Origin of the sequence: Nonomuraea sp. NPDC049421 (genome assembly GCF_040677005.1) — a bacterium.
GTDB classification, from domain to species: domain Bacteria; phylum Actinomycetota; class Actinomycetes; order Streptosporangiales; family Streptosporangiaceae; genus Nonomuraea; species Nonomuraea salmonea.
In genome coordinates, this window is the sequence record NZ_JBFAQA010000006.1 from 223,698 (window position 1) to 239,158 (window position 15,461).

The 15,461-nt window shown below is 70.7% G+C and carries 19 protein-coding genes; 10 read left to right on the top strand and 9 right to left on the bottom strand.

Features of this window, described 5'->3' with window-relative positions:
- The first annotated feature begins 40 nt into the window (after positions 1 to 40).
- The 3 genes from AB0K18_RS13190 (at position 41) to AB0K18_RS13200 (ending at position 3,127) form a co-directional block, all read left to right on the top strand.
- The gene (locus AB0K18_RS13190) at positions 41 to 985 is read left to right on the top strand and encodes a sugar kinase (protein WP_364914113.1); all 945 of its coding nucleotides are present in this window, start codon (positions 41 to 43) and stop codon (positions 983 to 985) included.
- Between the two features lie 32 nt (positions 986 to 1,017).
- Positions 1,018 to 1,392 (top strand): BlaI/MecI/CopY family transcriptional regulator, encoded by a 375-nt coding sequence (locus tag AB0K18_RS13195; protein WP_364914115.1) that lies wholly within the window; start codon positions 1,018 to 1,020, stop codon positions 1,390 to 1,392.
- A gap of 76 nt (positions 1,393 to 1,468) precedes the next feature.
- Complete coding sequence (locus AB0K18_RS13200; RefSeq protein WP_364914117.1) at positions 1,469 to 3,127, top strand: catalase; 1,659 nt, start codon at positions 1,469 to 1,471, stop codon at positions 3,125 to 3,127.
- A 47-nt stretch (positions 3,128 to 3,174) separates the two neighbouring features.
- On the opposite strand, the gene AB0K18_RS13205 is transcribed toward AB0K18_RS13200, so the two are convergent.
- Positions 3,175 to 3,756: an HD domain-containing protein gene (locus tag AB0K18_RS13205; RefSeq protein ID WP_355426850.1), complete on the bottom strand. Its 582-nt coding sequence runs from the start codon at positions 3,754 to 3,756 to the stop codon at positions 3,175 to 3,177.
- Positions 3,757 to 3,806: 50 nt separating this feature from the next.
- Here AB0K18_RS13205 and AB0K18_RS13210 point away from each other — a divergent pair, with 50 nt between their 5' ends.
- From AB0K18_RS13210 to AB0K18_RS13230, 5 genes are all read left to right on the top strand, one after another.
- On the top strand, positions 3,807 to 4,664 hold the full coding sequence (locus tag AB0K18_RS13210; RefSeq protein ID WP_364914118.1) for a DUF4429 domain-containing protein: 858 nt from the start codon (positions 3,807 to 3,809) through the stop codon (positions 4,662 to 4,664).
- A 50-nt stretch (positions 4,665 to 4,714) separates the two neighbouring features.
- Positions 4,715 to 5,146: a nucleoside deaminase gene (locus tag AB0K18_RS13215; protein WP_364914120.1), complete on the top strand. Its 432-nt coding sequence runs from the start codon at positions 4,715 to 4,717 to the stop codon at positions 5,144 to 5,146.
- A 69-nt stretch (positions 5,147 to 5,215) separates the two neighbouring features.
- Entirely contained in the window at positions 5,216 to 5,542 is a 327-nt protein-coding gene (locus AB0K18_RS13220) for a hypothetical protein (protein ID WP_364914122.1), read from the top strand.
- 235 nt (positions 5,543 to 5,777) lie between these two features.
- A complete protein-coding gene (locus tag AB0K18_RS13225) occupies positions 5,778 to 6,455 on the top strand; it encodes a DUF998 domain-containing protein (RefSeq protein WP_364914123.1) in 678 nt (225 codons plus the stop codon).
- A 218-nt stretch (positions 6,456 to 6,673) separates the two neighbouring features.
- On the top strand, positions 6,674 to 7,603 hold the full coding sequence (locus AB0K18_RS13230) for a hypothetical protein (protein WP_364914125.1): 930 nt from the start codon (positions 6,674 to 6,676) through the stop codon (positions 7,601 to 7,603).
- Between the two features lie 57 nt (positions 7,604 to 7,660).
- On the opposite strand, the gene AB0K18_RS13235 is transcribed toward AB0K18_RS13230, so the two are convergent.
- From AB0K18_RS13235 to AB0K18_RS13265, 7 genes are all read right to left on the bottom strand, one after another.
- Positions 7,661 to 7,963, bottom strand: a complete 303-nt coding sequence (locus AB0K18_RS13235) for a hypothetical protein (protein WP_364914127.1) — start codon at positions 7,961 to 7,963, stop codon at positions 7,661 to 7,663.
- Positions 7,960 to 8,766, bottom strand: a complete 807-nt coding sequence (locus AB0K18_RS13240) for an NAD(P)H-binding protein (protein ID WP_364914129.1) — start codon at positions 8,764 to 8,766, stop codon at positions 7,960 to 7,962. The genes AB0K18_RS13235 and AB0K18_RS13240 overlap by 4 nt, the downstream gene beginning before the upstream one ends.
- Entirely contained in the window at positions 8,763 to 9,638 is an 876-nt protein-coding gene (locus AB0K18_RS13245) for an alpha/beta fold hydrolase (RefSeq protein WP_364914131.1), read from the bottom strand. Before AB0K18_RS13245 ends, AB0K18_RS13240 begins: the two co-directional genes overlap by 4 nt.
- Positions 9,635 to 10,117, bottom strand: a complete 483-nt coding sequence (locus AB0K18_RS13250; RefSeq protein ID WP_364914132.1) for a nuclear transport factor 2 family protein — start codon at positions 10,115 to 10,117, stop codon at positions 9,635 to 9,637. The genes AB0K18_RS13245 and AB0K18_RS13250 overlap by 4 nt, the downstream gene beginning before the upstream one ends.
- Positions 10,114 to 10,518, bottom strand: a complete 405-nt coding sequence (locus tag AB0K18_RS13255) for a nuclear transport factor 2 family protein (protein WP_364914134.1) — start codon at positions 10,516 to 10,518, stop codon at positions 10,114 to 10,116. Before AB0K18_RS13255 ends, AB0K18_RS13250 begins: the two co-directional genes overlap by 4 nt.
- 436 nt (positions 10,519 to 10,954) lie before the next feature.
- Complete coding sequence (locus AB0K18_RS13260; protein WP_364914136.1) at positions 10,955 to 12,397, bottom strand: MDR family MFS transporter; 1,443 nt, start codon at positions 12,395 to 12,397, stop codon at positions 10,955 to 10,957.
- 5 nt (positions 12,398 to 12,402) lie between these two features.
- Positions 12,403 to 13,347, bottom strand: a complete 945-nt coding sequence (locus AB0K18_RS13265) for an NAD(P)/FAD-dependent oxidoreductase (RefSeq protein WP_364914138.1) — start codon at positions 13,345 to 13,347, stop codon at positions 12,403 to 12,405.
- Between the two features lie 61 nt (positions 13,348 to 13,408).
- Between AB0K18_RS13265 and AB0K18_RS13270 the strand changes: the two genes are divergently transcribed.
- A complete protein-coding gene (locus AB0K18_RS13270; protein WP_364914140.1) occupies positions 13,409 to 13,837 on the top strand; it encodes a MerR family transcriptional regulator in 429 nt (142 codons plus the stop codon).
- An 82-nt stretch (positions 13,838 to 13,919) separates the two neighbouring features.
- Here AB0K18_RS13270 and AB0K18_RS13275 read toward each other — a convergent pair whose 3' ends face one another.
- On the bottom strand, positions 13,920 to 14,576 hold the full coding sequence (locus tag AB0K18_RS13275; protein ID WP_364914141.1) for a TetR/AcrR family transcriptional regulator: 657 nt from the start codon (positions 14,574 to 14,576) through the stop codon (positions 13,920 to 13,922).
- A gap of 114 nt (positions 14,577 to 14,690) precedes the next feature.
- Here AB0K18_RS13275 and AB0K18_RS13280 point away from each other — a divergent pair, with 114 nt between their 5' ends.
- Complete coding sequence (locus AB0K18_RS13280) at positions 14,691 to 15,425, top strand: SDR family oxidoreductase (protein WP_364914143.1); 735 nt, start codon at positions 14,691 to 14,693, stop codon at positions 15,423 to 15,425.
- The last annotated feature ends 36 nt before the right edge of the window (positions 15,426 to 15,461 follow it).

Consider the following 15,461-nt stretch of genomic DNA (forward strand, 5'->3'; position numbering starts at 1 on the left):
GCGGGCGCTGGTTCGAGGAAGGGCTGGGGAGCACGATCCGATGACTGAGCTGGTGACCTTCGGTGAGACCATGGCGCTGTTCGCGGCGCGCCGCACGGGGCCGCTGCGCTTCGCCCGCGACTTCGACCTCGGCCTGGGCGGCGCGGAGTCGAACGTCGCGATCGGCGTGTCCCGGCTCGGTCACGCGGCCACGTGGGTGGGCCGGGTGGGCGCCGACGAGTTCGGCGACCTGATCAGGTTCACGCTCGCCGGCGAGGGCGTCGATGTGCGGGCGATCCCCGACCCCGACGCGCCCACCGGGCTGATGATCAAGGGCAGGCGCACCGCCGACCTCATCGACGTGCGCTACTACCGCAGGGACAGCGCGGGCTCGCGGCTGCGCGCCGATGACCTCGACCCCGCCCTCATCAGGTCGGCCAGGATCCTGCACGTCTCCGCGATCACGCCTGCCCTTTCGGCGTCGGCGCGCGAGGCCGTACGCCACGCCATGGCCGTCGCCAGAGACGCCGGGGTGCCGATCTCGCTGGACGTCAACTACCGGCGCGCGCTGTGGAGCCCCGAGGAGGCCGGGGCGTGGCTGCGCGAGGTGATCGGCGAGGTGGACGTGCTGTTCGCCACCGAGGCTGAGGGCCGGCTGATCGCCGACGTCGAGGGCGCCGATGAGCTGGCCGCCGAGCTGGCCGGCCGGGGGCCGAAGCACGTGCTGATCAAGTTCGGCGCCGAAGGGGCCATGGAGCTGTCCGGCGGGGCGGTGCTGCGGGCGGAGCCGTACCAGGTGACCGAGGTCGACTCGGTCGGCGCGGGCGACGCGTTCGCGGCGGGCTGGCTGGCCGACTGGCTGGCCGGGGCCAAGCCCGCCGACCGGCTGGCCACGGCGTGCGCGGCGGGGGCGTTCGCGGTCACCTCGCAGGGCGACTGGGAGAGCCTGCCCCGCCGGTCCGACCTCGACCTGCTCCGCAAGCCGGCCGACGGTGTGAGTCGTTAGCGCGTACGTGACCAAGCCTTAACATGTGGGGCATGAGACGCCCCCTCGGAGACCTCGAGTCCACGATCATGGACAGGATGTGGGCCCACCGCAGGCCCGCCTCCGTCCGCGACGTGCTCGAAGACCTCCGCAAGGAGCGCGAGATCGCCTACACCACGGTCATGACCGTGATGGACAAGCTGCACACCAAGGGCCTGCTGCGGCGCGAGCCGGTCGGGCGGGCCTACGTGTACGAGCCCATCGCCACCAAAGAGGCCTACACCGCCGAGCTGATGCGCCACGCGCTGGCGGCCAGCGGCAACCAGGCCGCCACGCTGGTCCACTTCCTCGAACGGCTCACTCCCGAGGAGGCGACCGCGCTGGAGACCGCGCTCCAGGTCGTGCCGCCCGGCAGCCGCCGCGCCTAGCCGTTCCTCCCCCTGTTTTCGTCCCTGCCTCGCGGGCAGGCGGACAGGACGACGCAACGGGGAAGGAAACGGCACGATGACCGACGTTTCGGGCCAAGGCTCACAGCCGGAAGACCAGCGCCCCATCCTCACCAACCGGCAGGGGCACCCGGTCTACGACAACCAGAACCAGCGGACGGTCGGCCCGCGCGGCCCGGCGACGCTGGAGAACTACCAGTTCCTGGAGAAGATCAGCCACTTCGACCGCGAACGCATCCCCGAGCGCGTCGTCCACGCGAGGGGCACGCTCAGCTACGGCTACTTCGAGTCGTACGGCAAGCTCGGCGACGAGCCCATCGCCCGCTACACCAGGGCCAAGCTCTTCCAGGAAGAAGGCAAGCGCACCGACGTGGCCGTGCGCTTCTCCACGGTGATCGGCGGCCGCGACTCGGCCGAGACGGCCCGCGACCCGCGCGGCTTCGCCGTCAAGTTCTACACCGAGGACGGCAACTGGGACCTCGTGGGCAACAACCTGGCCGTCTTCTTCATCAGGGACGCCATCAAGTTCCCCGACGTGATCCACGCGCTCAAACCGGATCCCGTGACGTTCCGCCAGGACCCGAACCGGATCTTCGACTTCATGTCGCAGACGCCGGAGAGCCTGCACATGCTGGTCAACCTGTTCAGCCCGCGCGGCATCCCGGCCGGCTACCGGCACATGCAGGGCTTCGGGGTCAACACCTACAAGTGGGTCAACGCGGCGGGCGAGTCGCGGCTGGTCAAGTACCACTGGATGCCCAAGCAGGGCGTACGCAGCATGACCGAGGCCGACGCCGCCGCCGTCCAGGCGCACGACCTCGGCCACGCCACCAAGGACCTGCACGACGCGATCGAGCGCGGCGAGTTCCCCGAGTGGGAGCTGCTCGTGCAGATCATGACCGACGACGAGCATTCCGAGCTGGACTTCGACCCGCTCGACGACACGAAGGTCTGGCCGGAGAACGAGTTCCCCGCGCTGCCGGTCGGCCGGATGGTGCTGAACCGCAACGTGGACAACCAGTTCGCCGAGAACGAGCAGTCCGCGTTCGGCACCGGCGTGCTGGTGGACGGCCTCGACTTCTCCGACGACAAGATGCTCATCGGCCGGACGTTCTCCTACAGCGACACCCAGCGTTACCGGGTCGGGCCGAACTACCTGCAGCTCCCGGTCAACCAGACCAGGGCCGAGTGCCGGACCAACCAGCGCGACGGCCAGATGACGTACTTCGTGGACACCGGCGGCGAGGACCCGCACATCAACTACGAGCCGTCACTGCGCGACGGGCTGCGCGAGGCGCACTATCCGCACCCCGACGAGGTGGGCCCGGTCATCTCCGGCCGGCTGACCCGCAAGCGGATCCCGCGTACCAACGACTACACGCAGGCCGGGCAGCGGTATCTGCTGATGGAGGAGTGGGAGCGCGACGACCTCGTCCGCAACTTCGTCACCAACCTCAAGCAGTGCGACCGCGCCATCCAGGAGCGCATGGTCTGGCACTTCCTGCTCGCCGAGGACGACCTCGGCCTGCGCGTCGGCGAGGGCCTCGGCATCACGCCGGACGACGTGGCCCACCTGGAGCCGCTGCAGAGCCAGGACCTCACCGACGAGGACCGCAACCGGCTCACCAAGCTGGGCAGGAACGGCCCCCGCGACGTCGAGAACCTGAAGATGACCCACTGCGTGCCCGACGAGCGGGCGGTGCACGCGGAGTCGTAGCTCACCGGTGCGAGCGGGCCCTCGACGCGGGGCCCGCTTCCCGTGCGTCAGGCCGGCCAGCGCTCCACCCGCCGCCATCGCCCGCGCCAGTCGCCGAACCACTGCGCGAACCACGGATGCGCCCCCGCCAGCGGCATGACGTACGCCACCGTCTCCAGGTAGTAGCGCCGCTGGAACCGCCACGGCATCCGCTGCAGTTCCTGCACGTTGCTCACCCGGTCGGCAAGCTTGACCAGCACGGCCTTGGGCGGCGCCTTCACCAGCGAGGCGAGATGGTCCGCCTTCGCCCCGCCCGGCGGCTTCGTCACCCACCGCACCAGCGCCCCCACCTCGGGCCCGAACCTGCGCGCCACCTCCGCCTCGGTGCAGGCCGTGTCCTCCAGGACGTCGTGCAGCACGATCGACACCAGCACGTCCCTGTCGCTCAGCCCCGCGCCGCGCACCGCCACCTCCAGCGCCTCCAGCAGATGCTCGAGGTACGGCCGTCCCGTGGGACGCTGCTGGACCCCGTGCCGGCGCCGGGCGAAGGCGACCGCGTCACGCAGGGCGTCCACGGTGCGCTCCGGGAGCGCCGCGGCCAGCGGGCCCTCCGCGTGCGCCCAGGACGGCCAGCTCGTGAAGATCTCCATCCCGCTCCTTCGTCTGTGATCGTGCCGCGAGCGTGTCCTAGGCTGAGAATATGGCCGAGATCGCGGTGCCCGACGGGCAGTGGACGTTCAATGGCGAATTACTGCGGATCGTCCCCGGCAGCGACAAACGCGTCGATGAGCTGCGCAGGACGCTCGGTGAGGTCGAGGTGCCGCTGGAGGCCATCGCGGGGGCGGCGTTCGAGCCCGGGCGCAAGGGCGGCCACCTCCGGCTGCGGCTGCGCAAGGGGGCCGACGCGCTGTCCGACGTGGTGGCGGGGGCGCTGGCGGCGCCGGCCGATCCGTACCGGCTGGCCGTGCCCAAGGCGCGGGCCGGGGCGGCCGAATACTTCGCCGACGAGGTCCGCGACACCCTGCGGGTCTTCGAGACGCCCAGCGGCCCCTGCGACGACTACCTCCTGCGCGTCCCCGACGTCCCCATCACCGCCACGGCCGGCGACGGCCAGGTGTTCTTCGACGGCGAGCGCATCCGCCTCGAGTGGACCGGCTGGGCCGGCAGCGACAAGGAGAAGATGGGCACGCAGGAGTTCCCGCTGACCGACGTGGCGGGCGTGGAGTGGAAGCCGCAGTCCGGCATGGGCTACGGCACGCTGCGCTTCCGGGTCAAGGGCGGCGGGCCCTCCCTGCCGCCGCAGAAGGACCCGCGCTGTGTGGCGTGGAGCGTGCAGCGCTTCGGCGGCACCACCGCGCTGGTGGCCGCGGCCGTCCTGGCCCGCCTGCCCCGCGAGCTGCCCGAGCTGCCGCCCGCGCCGGCCCCCGACGACGACGTCCACGACGCGGTGCTGCGCCGCCTGGCCGAGCTGGGCCGGCTCCACCAGTCGGGCGTGCTGACGGACGACGAGTTCGCCGCCGCCAAGCAGGCCATGATCCGCCGCCTCCAGGAGTCGTAGCGGTGGCATGAGAGGCTGCTGTGACCCGACATACCGATGAGGAGCTGGTCATGGTGACACCTGACGAGGAGCGCCTGCTGCGCCGCGCGATCGAGCTGGCCGCCGAGGCACGGGAGGGCGGCGACCCGCCGTTCGGCTCGCTGCTGGCCGCCGCCGACGGCACGATCCTGGCCGAAGAGCGCAACAGCTCGCTCACCGACCGCGACATCACCGCCCACCCCGAGCTGAAGCTGGCCCGCTGGGCCGCCCGCGAGCTCGACCCCGGGACGGCGGCGGCCACCACGATGTTCACCAGCTGCCAGCCCTGCGGCATGTGCGCCGGCGCCATCGCCCGCTCGGGCCTCGGCCGGGTGGTCTACGCCCTGTCGGGCGAGCAGCTCGACGGCCTCAAGCCCCCTGGCACCGCCTTCACCGACCCGCCCGCGTCCGGCCCCGCCCTGTACGACGAGGCCCGCACTCCCGTCGAGGGCTATTACCGCTAGGCAGGCTGCGACTCCTCGCTTACGATCGACTACGGAAAGTAACGTTCGATCGTTCGTCCAGGAGGGGCAATGTCCAAAAGGATGTGGATCGCGGCGGCCGGCGCGCTCGCGCTGCTGACGACGGGACTCACCGCGTCACCGGCCGCCGCGGCCAACCACCTCAACTGCCACACCTTCGTCCACGAGAACGACCGCGACCTCGGCATCGCCTCCTGCTCCAACCCGACGGGCGGCACCTGGATCTTCCGCGCCGTGGTGGTCTGCGGCCGCGCCCCCGACGTGGTCGGCGAATGGGTCCGCCTCACCCCCGGCGCATCGGGCCAGTCGCAGGGCTACTGCGGCGGCATCTTCACCAGCGGCGTCGGCGCAGTGGGCGTCGACGAACGCCCCGCCTGACGAACAGCGAAAACCCCAGCTCACTGTGCTGAGCTGGGGTTTTTCTGTAGCGTCCGCCAGCCATCTCCAGCGCGCGGGCCAGACCACAGAACCGTCCGTACTCACGACCCATCATGCTGCACACTCTCCATGGAACTTCAGTTGACAAACTGTACTTGCAAAAGACAAGCTTACTGCTCGTTCGGCCAGCCGGCCGGACCGGCCCGCCCGTAATCCATGGAGCAAGTAGCCCCTCATGACGCAGACGATCCAGCCCTCAGCCGCCCCCATCCGTCCCGCGCGGACAACTCGTCCGGCAGCCCGCCTCCTGCTCGGGTGCGGTATCGCCGCGGGCCCACTGTTCCTTACGGTCGGTGTCCTTCAGGGCGTGTTCCGTGACGGCTTCGACTTCACCCGCAACGCCATCAGCCAGCTCAGCCTCGGTGATCTGGGCTGGATCCAGGAGACCAGCTTCGTACTCACCGCAGCGCTGATCATCGCCGGCGCGATGGGGATGCGGCGGACGCTCGACGGCGGGCCCGGCGGCACCTGGGCGCCCAGGCTCATCGCTGTGTTCGGGACCTCGTTCCTGGTCAGCGCGGTGTTCCCCGCCGACCCCGGCGCGGGCTTCCCCGCCGATGCCCCTGAAGGCCCCGACGCCTCAATCAGCACCAGCGGCATCGTCCACATGCTCGGCGGCATGGTCGGCTACCTGGCGCTGTGCGCGGCGTTCTTCGTGCTGGCCCGCCGCTTCTCGGGCCAGGGCCGACGCGGCTGGGCGGCGGCCTGTCGGATCGTTCCGTTGGCGGTCCTGGCCGGCTTCGCCGGATCCGCGACCAGCGTGCTGGCCTTCTTCACGGGGGCGGCGCTGGGCCTGCTGTGGCTCACCGCGACAACCGCACGGCTCGCCACCGCACCGCCGGCCGAACGGTGAACACGAACCGCTGGACGAGCCGGATGGACAGCGGCGTCGACGGAGGGTGCCGGTCTTTCCGCACGGCGCCCTCTGGTCATGGAAGGTGGGGCCGGCCCACCTCGCGCTCGGTACAGCGCCCGCGGTGACCTTCCCGAACGCAGCTGAACAAGCAAGATGCGAACGCGTGACAGACCTCGTGGCCGCGAGGGGGCACGCGTGCGAGATCCGGAGTGACGATGAGCATGGCGAGCCTGGGGTTGACCGCCGAGCAGGAGCGTCTCTATCGCTACCTGCTGCGCCATCCCCATGCGGACCCAAAGGCGGCCGGGGCCGAGCTGGTCATGCCCGGCGTGCGGCTGGTGCTGGCGGAGCTGCGTTCGCTTGAGCTGGTGGACGGCACGCTGACCGCGCTACCTCCGGCCGCCGCAATCGACGTACTGGTACGGCGACGCATCGAGCAGACACAGCGCCAGCTCACTGAGCTGACCCTCGCCTGGGAGGTGCTCACCGAGCTGACGGAGGAGCACCGTAGCGGCCGGCAGGTCCAACTGGTCGAGCACATCCCTGAGGGCGCGGCTGTCACCCGTCGCATGCGTACGCTGCTGGCCGCCGACCCCGGCGAGTTCGCGCACCTGAAGATCCGCGCCATCAACGCCTCGCCCGGCTACGACGACCGGCCGTTCCGACGGCTGCTGGCGCGCGGGTTACGCAGTCGCACCCTGTTCCCCGCGGACACGCTGGAGAACCGGGACGAGGAGTCGCACGCACGGACCTTGCACGCCCTGGGCGACTTGCACCGGGTGACCACCGAGCCGGTGAGGCACCTGGCCATCGTCAACCGCACGATCGCCTTCGTCCAGGCCGACCCCGCACGGGCGAGTGCGGGGGCGTTGCAGATCCGGCAGCCGGGCGTGGTGATGATGCTGGCCGACGTCTTCGACGGCATGTGGGCGCGAGGCCGTGACCTGGATGACCTGCCGCTGTCACCGATCGAGCAGCAGGTCCTGCACGCGCTGACCCGGCACGACAACGACGAGGCCGCCGCCCGGTCGATCAGCGTGTCGGTGCGCAAGTTCCGCGCGCACGTGGCGGAACTGATGGCCCGCCTGGACGCGGCCACCCGCTTCCAGGCGGCCCTGCGCGCCAAGGAACGTGGCTGGCTGTAGGGGCGGCGCCGGTTGTGATCAGGGCCGGTCAGGGCAAGGTGCGGCTGTAGGCCGTGATCATTCGATTCTGCGGGTGTAGACGACCCGGTCGATGAGGCGTTCCCGCTGCCCCGGCGGGGTGAAGTAGAGATCGAAGGTCGGCCTCTTGCCCATGCCACGGGAGACGATCGGCTTGCTGGACAGCACGTAGTTGGTTTTGGTCACCTTCCAGGTGCCCACCAGCGGATCCAGGGCTTCGTGGAAGCGGCCGGGCGCCAGGTTGTCGATGGGCGCGCTGCCGGACGTGGTGGCTGAGGCGCCTGCCGTACCGGTCAGGGCGATGATGACGGCAGCGGCCGTCCAGGCGAGTTTCCTGATCATGAAGGTTGCTCTCTGAATGCGGCGGCGTGGGTGGTGGCCCACTGTGTGAAGGTGCGGGGCGGGCGGCCGGTGAGGTTCTCCACGGTGGGGTGGACGGTGCTCTCGTCGATGATGTGGCCGCGGTAGAAGCTGAAGAACGCCTGCACGTATGCGATCGGTGTGGTGGCGCTCATCCACGTCCAGGCTTCCTCGTCGGTCTGCGCCTCGAAGCGCAGATCGCGGCCGAGTGCCCGACCGAGGATATGGAGGCGCTCGGCAGGTAGCAGGGCCTCGGGGCCGCTGAGGGAGTAGGCGCGTCCCTCGTGTGCCGGCTCCAGCAGCGCCTTGGCGGCCACCGCCGCGATGTCGGCCGGGTCGATACTGGCGATCGGCACGTCGCCGAAGGCGTCGCTCACGACGTCGCCCGCTCGCAGTTGGGGCAGCCAGCGCAGGGTGTTGGACATGAAGGCGGTCGGCCTCAGGAACGTCCAGGCCAGGCCGGACTCGCGGACGGCCGTCTCGGAGTCGATCATGTAGGCCGAGACGGCGTTGGCGGAGTCGGTGGCCACGGCGGCCTGGCCGGACAGCAGCACCACCCGCTCGACCCCGGCGGTGGCGAACTCGGCGGCCAGCCCGCGCATGTCGCGATAGCCCGGTAGCAGGAACACCGCCCGCACCCCTTCCAGCGCGGGACGCAGCGAGGCGGGGTCGTCCAGGTCGGCCCCGGCCGTCCGCGACAGGCCGCGCACCGGGACGCCGGCCGCGGTGAGCTGCGCGAGCACCTCACGGCCGACGTTGCCGGTGGCTCCGGTGACGAAGATCATCGCAGCGTCCTGCGGAAGTGCGCGGCCACGGTGTCGGCCGAAACCGTCACCTGCGGTTCCTGGTCGTAGAAGTCGAACTGGGTGCCCTGGGTCCACAGGATGTCCTTGGGCCCGGCCAGCCCGGTGTGGAAGCGGCGCGCACCGTCGGGGATCGCGGCGTCCTGGCTGTGCACGAGCAGGGTGGGCTGGGTGATCCGCGAGGCCGGCGCGATGGAGTCGTAGGTGAGCCAGTCCGGCCATGCCATCACCGCGAACCGGTTGGGCCAGGCCGGGATGCCGCCGCGGGCCGGATCGAGGTAGAAGTCGATGGCGTACGGCATGGCCGCCCGCGGGTCCGTGGCACTGACCACCGGCACGTAGTCGATCTCACCGGTCTCGTCGTAGCGTGAACGGGCTTCCCGCCCGGCCTTGATCTTCTCGGCCACCGCCGCCGCGCCCCCGTAGGCGGCCTCGCAGATGGCGGCGTCATGCAGCCAGGGCGCCACCAGCGCCAGCGAGGTCACGCGGGGATCATGCGCGGCGGCGTCGGCCATGTACATCGCCGCCGCGCAGATGCCCAGAGCACCCACCCCGTCGCCCTCGACCGCCGGGTGGGCGGTCAGGAAACCGGCCGCGTTGCGGATGTCGCGGACCTTGCGTGCCGGGTTCTCCACCTCCCGCGGCTCGCCGCCTGAGGCGCCGAAGCCGGTGAAGTCGAACGACAGCGCCGCGAAGCCGCGCTCGGCCAGGCGCTGCGCGTAACGGTCGGCCATCAGCTCCTTGACGCTGGTCCAGGTGCCCGCCACCACCACGCCCGGAGCCCGTTCCACCCCTTCAGGCAGGAACAGGTTGCCGGCCAGGGTGACGCCGTCGCTGTCGAAACTCACGTTCACGCGTACTCCAAGGTCGCTTGGGTGATCAATCCATCGGTGATGTCGAAGTGGTAGTTCGCGCGGAAGCCGCCCACGCCTCCGGGCTGGAAGCGGACCAGCATGCTCACCCCGCCCGCGCGCGGCGTGCTGCCGAGCAGCTCGTACACGCCGCCGATGACCTCGTCGGCCGCCCATCGGCGGATGGCGTCGCGGCCGCGGATCTCCCGGCCGAGGTCGACGACCAGGCCGTCGGGCGCGAAGGCGGCGGCCAGCGCGTCGGCGTCCCGCGCGGCCACCGCGTCCAGGTAACGCCGCGCCGCCGGGTTCAGCTCACGCCGTGCCGCCGGGTCCGGCCGGCCGGGTGAGGCGGCGGGCGCGGGCGGAGATTGGGCGGAGCCGGCGGCACCCGCGCGCAGGAAGTCGCCGCCGGCCACGACTGCGATGCCGCCGACGACGAGGACGGCCACCGCCGTACCGGCGATGACGGGACCCGTCCTCACCGCACGCCGTCGTTCCAGGCCGCGGCCATCACGACCGCGGTGATCCGCCAGCCGCTGCGGGTGCGCGCCAGCTCGAAGCGGTACGTACCGCCCAGCGTCCACGAGGTGTCATCACTTTTGCGATGGGTGGCCTGGAAGGGGGCGGTGCACAACGCGGTGTCGCCGTCGACGACGACCAAGGGGTGGCTCAGCAGGTGCTGGGTGGCCGCGTAGCCGCCGAGCACGGCCTGCCAGCCGCCGACGATCTGCGCCGGGGTGAGCGTGGCCGGCTCGCCCCCGTCAAGGCTCGTATAGTCGAGGGTCACCTGGTCCGCGAACACCTCGGCCAGCTCGGCCCACTGCCGCTGATCGGCATACCAGGCCATCTTGACGCAGGTGTCGATGACGTCGAATCGTTCCATGCGTCCAAGAATGTCGGCCTCGTTCGCCCGGCTGAGAGAGGGAGAAGTTGCAGCGTCGGCTGCAGGTGCCTGCAGCGCCGCCTGCCTCGGCATAGCCGCAACCGGCGAACCGCCTGAAGGCGTGACGTCGTCATGGCGCGGTCGGATGGTCGTCATGGCGCGGTCGGATGATGGAGAGTGGAAGCCTCGTCCGGGAAACGATCACGTCGATCGTGGGAATAGCGATCTTCTTCGCCTCTCCTCCACCCAGGCCGAGCCTCTTCGTGAGCACCCGAACCTCATAGGGCGGTTTCCGGTCATCGATGATGACGACCGTTCCCTCATCGGTCGCCGAAACCCGCCTGGCCGTCAGGGGGTGCACTGGACAGCCTGGCATCGGTCAGCAGAGTGCGTAGGGTCTCGTATCCCTCGATCACGACTGTCTGTCTGTCGGTGCTCATGCCGTTGCCTCTCCTGCCTTGGGGCGGTTGACGGTTCGGGGCAGCAGCGCCAGCAACGCCACCAGGACGAGGGCGGCCGGTGCGCCCCAGAACAACACGTCCGGGATGGCAGCGGCGGTCGCCTGGGGCGCCGGGGCCTGCCCTTGGAGTTCGCGGGTGAGGAGGCTGCCGAAGAGGGCCACGCCGAGCGAGAGACCCAGGCCGCGGACGGACACCGCGGCGGAGGTGGTGGCGGCCAGGTCCGCAGGGGAGACGGCGTTCTGCGCGACAACCACGAGGTTCTGCATCAGCAGCCCGAAGCCGACGCCGAGCACGCCGATCTCTACGGCGAGCAGGGCGTAGGGGGTGTCGGGCTGAAGCAGGCCGAGCAGGGCGAATCCCAGGACCGCGATCAGTGAGCCGGCGAGCAGATAGGGCTTGTACCGGCCGCCGGCGCCGATGCGGGTGCCGGCCAGCGAGGAGACCACCATGAACGTCAGGACGTACGGGTTGAGCGCCAGCCCCGCCTGGGTGGCTCCCATGCCGTAGGCGCCGTGCAGGTAGGTGGGCAGGTAGACGATCGATCCGCCGAGCAGTGCGCCGAGCAGCGCGGTGGCGGGCAGCGCGACGCGCAAGGTGGGGTCGGCGAACAGCCGTAGCGGCAGCAGCGGGTTGGCCGCGCGTCGTTCCCGCCACACGAACAGCGCTCCCAGCACTACCAGGGCAGCGATCAGTGTGAGGATAACGCCGGAGTTCCACGCGTACGTGCGGCCGCCCCATTCGGCCACCAGCAGCAGGCTCACGGTGGCGCCGGCGATCAGCACGGCCCCGGCGAAGTCGATCCTGCCGTCCCCGCCGGTCCTGGGCAGCCGCAGCGCGAACGCGACCAGCGCCATGGCGAGCAGGCCGAGCGGCAGGTTGATGTAGAAGATCCAGCGCCAGCCCCAGGCGTCGGTGATCGCGCCGCCGGCGAGCGGGCCGCCCACGCTGGCGAGGGCGAAGACGCCGCCAGTGAAACCCTGGATCCGGCTGCGCAGGCGGGGTGGGTACAGCTCGGACAGCGCGATCGTGGGCAGCACGAACAGCGCTCCTGCGCCTATGCCCTGCACGGTCCTGGCCGCGATCAGCTGGGGCATCGTCTGGGTCAGGCCGCACAGTGCGGAGCCCGCGACGAAGACGGCGACCGCGGTGAGGAACACCGTACGTCGGCCGAACCGGTCGCTGAGGCGGCCGTACAGGGCTCCGGTCGCGGTCGAGGCCAGCACGTACGAGGTGACGACCCAGCCGATCGCGTCCATACCGCCCAGGTCGGCGGCGATGTCGGGCAGGGCGATGGCCACCACCGTCTGGTCCAGCACCGACAGCAGCATGCCGATCAGCAGGCCGGCCGTGGCGAGCGGCACATTGCTGCCGTCCTTCGACGGGAGGCCGGTGGCGGTCTGCGTGAGATCCGCGGACACCGTGATCAGGCCCTTGCCTGCGCGAACGGGCTGGGCAGGTCGAAGTCGGCGCTCAGCAGGTCCTGGTCGATGACCGCTGCGGCGAGGGTGCCGCCGGCAGCCGCGGCGATGACCGCGGCCATCGGCACCGGCATGCCGGCCCGGCGCGCCATGTCACCTGCGGCGTACACGCCGGGCACACTGGTCTGGCCGAACTCGTTCACCTCCACGCACCCGTCGGCGAAGCTCGCGCAGCCTAGGCGGGCGGCGAGGTCGGAGCGCTGGCGCGGCACGTTGACGACGAACACCGCGTCTCGGGCCAGGGATGGGCCGGTCTCGAACACGATCTGTTCCAGCCGTCCGTCCGTGCCCTCCAGGCGGGCGACGGCCTCGCAACGCACGCCGACACCGTGATTGTCCAGCGTGGCGTGCGCCGCGGGGTCGAGCGGCCGGCCGCCGGTGCAGAGTGTGACGTCGGCGGCGAACCGGCTCAGCTGCAGCGCCAGCCGTACTCGGGCCGGGTCCGTGCCGAGCACGGCGACCTGCTGGTCGGTGCATTCGTAGCCGTGGCAGTAGGGGCAGTGGAAGGCGGAACGGCCCCACAGCGCTTGCACCCCGCTCGGGCCGGGAAGCTCATCGGTCAGCCCGGTGGCCAACAGCAGCCGCCGTGCCTGGGCCGTTTCACCTCCGGACAGGTCCAGTCGGAAGTCGTTGCCGTCCAGCACGCGGACGTCGGTGACCGTCCCCGTCCTTGTCTGTAGCGCCGGGTATCCGGCCAGTTCCTCGCAGCCGAGCTTGCGCAACTCGGCGGGTGGCGTGCCGTCCCGGGTGAGGAAGTTGTGTACGTTCTCGGCGGCGATGTTGCGGCCTTCTCCGGCGTCGACCAGTAGCACCGTCCGGTGAACCCGTCCCAGGGCCAGCGCGGCGGCCATGCCGGCCGGGCCTCCCCCGACAATGATGACGTCGAACATCTCTTGCCTCCATAAAGCGCGATCGCTTGACGTGAAGGCAAGTCTGCAAGTTAATGTCAACATGAAGTCAAGCGAATGGATGCGGATCGGGGAACTCGCGGAGCAGTTCGACCTCGCCCCACATGTCCTGCGCCACTGGGAGGCCATGGGTCTTCTGGCCCCCGCCACCAGAGTCAACGGCCGCCGCCGCTACACCCGCGACCACGTCGTACGCGTCCTGACGATCGTTCGCGCCAAGGCAGCGGGCATGAGCTTGGAGCAGATCCGGGAGATCCTCACCGTCTCCGGACAGGTCGAGCGCCAAGCCCTCCTCCAGCAGCACCACGCGGAACTGGAACACCGGCTACAGGAGATATCGGCCTCCAAGGCGCTGATCGAGCACCTGATGGAGTGCACCGCGGACGACTTCACCCGATGTCCTGCCTACCGGCGGATGGCGGAGAGCGCGGCCGGACTCCACAACCTCGGCAAGGACGGCTGCGTGCTCTGAAACACCGCCTTTCCGCCCGCCGGAAGGCCCCGGCGGCCCGCTGCGGAACGTGATCCGCGAGCCACGGCCCGTACAAGCTTCGTCATGGCCGCCATGATGGCCCGGTGGCGATCGCGCGGCAGAGCCGGTCCGCGTCCCACGCGGGTTCTCCCAGGTCGAGCCGGTCCGGCGCCCGGAACCCGTCCAGCGCCAGGTGAAGGTGGCGCCGCCACAGGGACGGGGCGGCGTGCCGGGTGGCCTCGGCTACCGTGCTGCTCGCCCACAACAGCAGGAAGAGGTCGGCGCCGGTGACGTCCGGGCGGACGACGCCGGCCGCCTGCGCCCGCCCCAGCACCCGTTGCGCGAGCGCGCAGATCTCGCCGTGCGCGGTCTCGGTGCGGTCGTCGCCGGGGAAGCGCCGAGCCAGGAAGTCGGCGAACGCCCGGTCCCCGGCCTGGGCCGTACACAGGACTTCGAGCAGGGTGCGGAAGGCGTGCCACGGATCCTCCAGGTCGAGCGCGGCCTCCACCTCCTCGATCACGTGGCGCAGCTTCGGCTCGAGCACCATGCACAGCAGGTCCAGGCGCGTCGGGAAGTGCCGGTAGAGGGTGCCGACCACCAGGCCCGCCTCGCGCGCGATGCCGTCGAGGGCGGCCTGCGCGCCCTGCCCGGCGAACGCGCGCCGGGCGCACTCGAGCAACCGCTCGCGATTGCGGCGGGCATCCCGGCGAGCGGGCAGCGGGTTCCCCGTGGCAGGCATGAGGTCACCGTAGCAAAATGCGATACGTCTCAACTTTGAGGGTGCTCTCATCTTCGCTACAGTCAGCAGCACAAAAAATGAGAGCACGCTCATTTTCGAGACAAGGAGAGCGACATGGCGAAGCTCGGCGGGAAGGTCGCGGTGATCACCGGCGCAACCTCTGGGCTGGCACTGGCGACGGCGAAGCTGTTCGTCCAGGAGGGCGCGCACGTGGTCATCACCGGCCGCCGCCAGGACCGGCTGGACGCGGCGGTGGCCGCCATCGGCCACGGCGTGACCGGCGTGCTCGGCGACGTCGGCCAGATCTCCGACGCGGCCCGCCTGGCCGAGGTCGTGGCGGCCGAAGCGGGCCGGGTGGACGTGCTCGTCGCCAGCGCCGGCGTCTGGACGTGGAACGAGCACATCGGCGACGTGACCGAGCAGTCGTTCGACGCCGTGTTCGGGGTGAACGTGCGGGGGACGTTCTTCACCGTACAGAAACTGCTGCCATTGCTGTCCGACGGCGCCTCGATCGTGCTCATCGGATCGGGCGCCGCGGACAAGGGCGATCCGGGAACGACCGTCTACGCCGCGAGCAAGGCGGCGCTGCGATCGTTCGCCCGGACCTGGACCACCGACTTGAAGCAGCGCGGAATCCGGGTCAACGTCCTCAGCCCCGCCGCGATCGACACCGCCGCGTTCGCGGACCTCCCGCCGGGGTTCAAGGAGCAGATTGCCTCGCGGGTGCCCGTCGGCCGCCTCGGTGACGAGCACGAGATCGCCACCGCGGCGCTCTTCCTGGCCTCCGCGGACTCGAGCTTCGTCACCGGCATCGACCTGCCCGTCGACGGCGGGATCGGCCAGGTCTGACCACCGGCAAGGCGCCGAAGGCCAAGAGGCGGGGCT

Bases quoted from the DNA above. Each gene is read 5' to 3' on its own strand.
- AB0K18_RS13190 (WP_364914113.1), top strand. From the start codon at position 41: ATGACTGAGCTGGTGACCTTCGGTGAGACCATGGCGCTGTTCGCGGCG.
- AB0K18_RS13195 (WP_364914115.1), top strand. From the start codon at position 1,018: ATGAGACGCCCCCTCGGAGACCTCGAGTCCACGATCATGGACAGGATG.
- AB0K18_RS13200 (WP_364914117.1), top strand. From the start codon at position 1,469: ATGACCGACGTTTCGGGCCAAGGCTCACAGCCGGAAGACCAGCGCCCC.
- AB0K18_RS13205 (WP_355426850.1), bottom strand. From the start codon at position 3,756: ATGGAGATCTTCACGAGCTGGCCGTCCTGGGCGCACGCGGAGGGCCCG.
- AB0K18_RS13210 (WP_364914118.1), top strand. From the start codon at position 3,807: ATGGCCGAGATCGCGGTGCCCGACGGGCAGTGGACGTTCAATGGCGAA.
- AB0K18_RS13215 (WP_364914120.1), top strand. From the start codon at position 4,715: ATGGTGACACCTGACGAGGAGCGCCTGCTGCGCCGCGCGATCGAGCTG.
- AB0K18_RS13220 (WP_364914122.1), top strand. From the start codon at position 5,216: ATGTCCAAAAGGATGTGGATCGCGGCGGCCGGCGCGCTCGCGCTGCTG.
- AB0K18_RS13225 (WP_364914123.1), top strand. From the start codon at position 5,778: ATGACGCAGACGATCCAGCCCTCAGCCGCCCCCATCCGTCCCGCGCGG.
- AB0K18_RS13230 (WP_364914125.1), top strand. From the start codon at position 6,674: ATGAGCATGGCGAGCCTGGGGTTGACCGCCGAGCAGGAGCGTCTCTAT.
- AB0K18_RS13235 (WP_364914127.1), bottom strand. From the start codon at position 7,963: ATGATCAGGAAACTCGCCTGGACGGCCGCTGCCGTCATCATCGCCCTG.
- AB0K18_RS13240 (WP_364914129.1), bottom strand. From the start codon at position 8,766: ATGATCTTCGTCACCGGAGCCACCGGCAACGTCGGCCGTGAGGTGCTC.
- AB0K18_RS13255 (WP_364914134.1), bottom strand. From the start codon at position 10,518: ATGGAACGATTCGACGTCATCGACACCTGCGTCAAGATGGCCTGGTAT.
- AB0K18_RS13265 (WP_364914138.1), bottom strand. From the start codon at position 13,347: ATGTTCGACGTCATCATTGTCGGGGGAGGCCCGGCCGGCATGGCCGCC.
- AB0K18_RS13270 (WP_364914140.1), top strand. From the start codon at position 13,409: ATGAAGTCAAGCGAATGGATGCGGATCGGGGAACTCGCGGAGCAGTTC.
- AB0K18_RS13275 (WP_364914141.1), bottom strand. From the start codon at position 14,576: ATGCCTGCCACGGGGAACCCGCTGCCCGCTCGCCGGGATGCCCGCCGC.
- AB0K18_RS13280 (WP_364914143.1), top strand. From the start codon at position 14,691: ATGGCGAAGCTCGGCGGGAAGGTCGCGGTGATCACCGGCGCAACCTCT.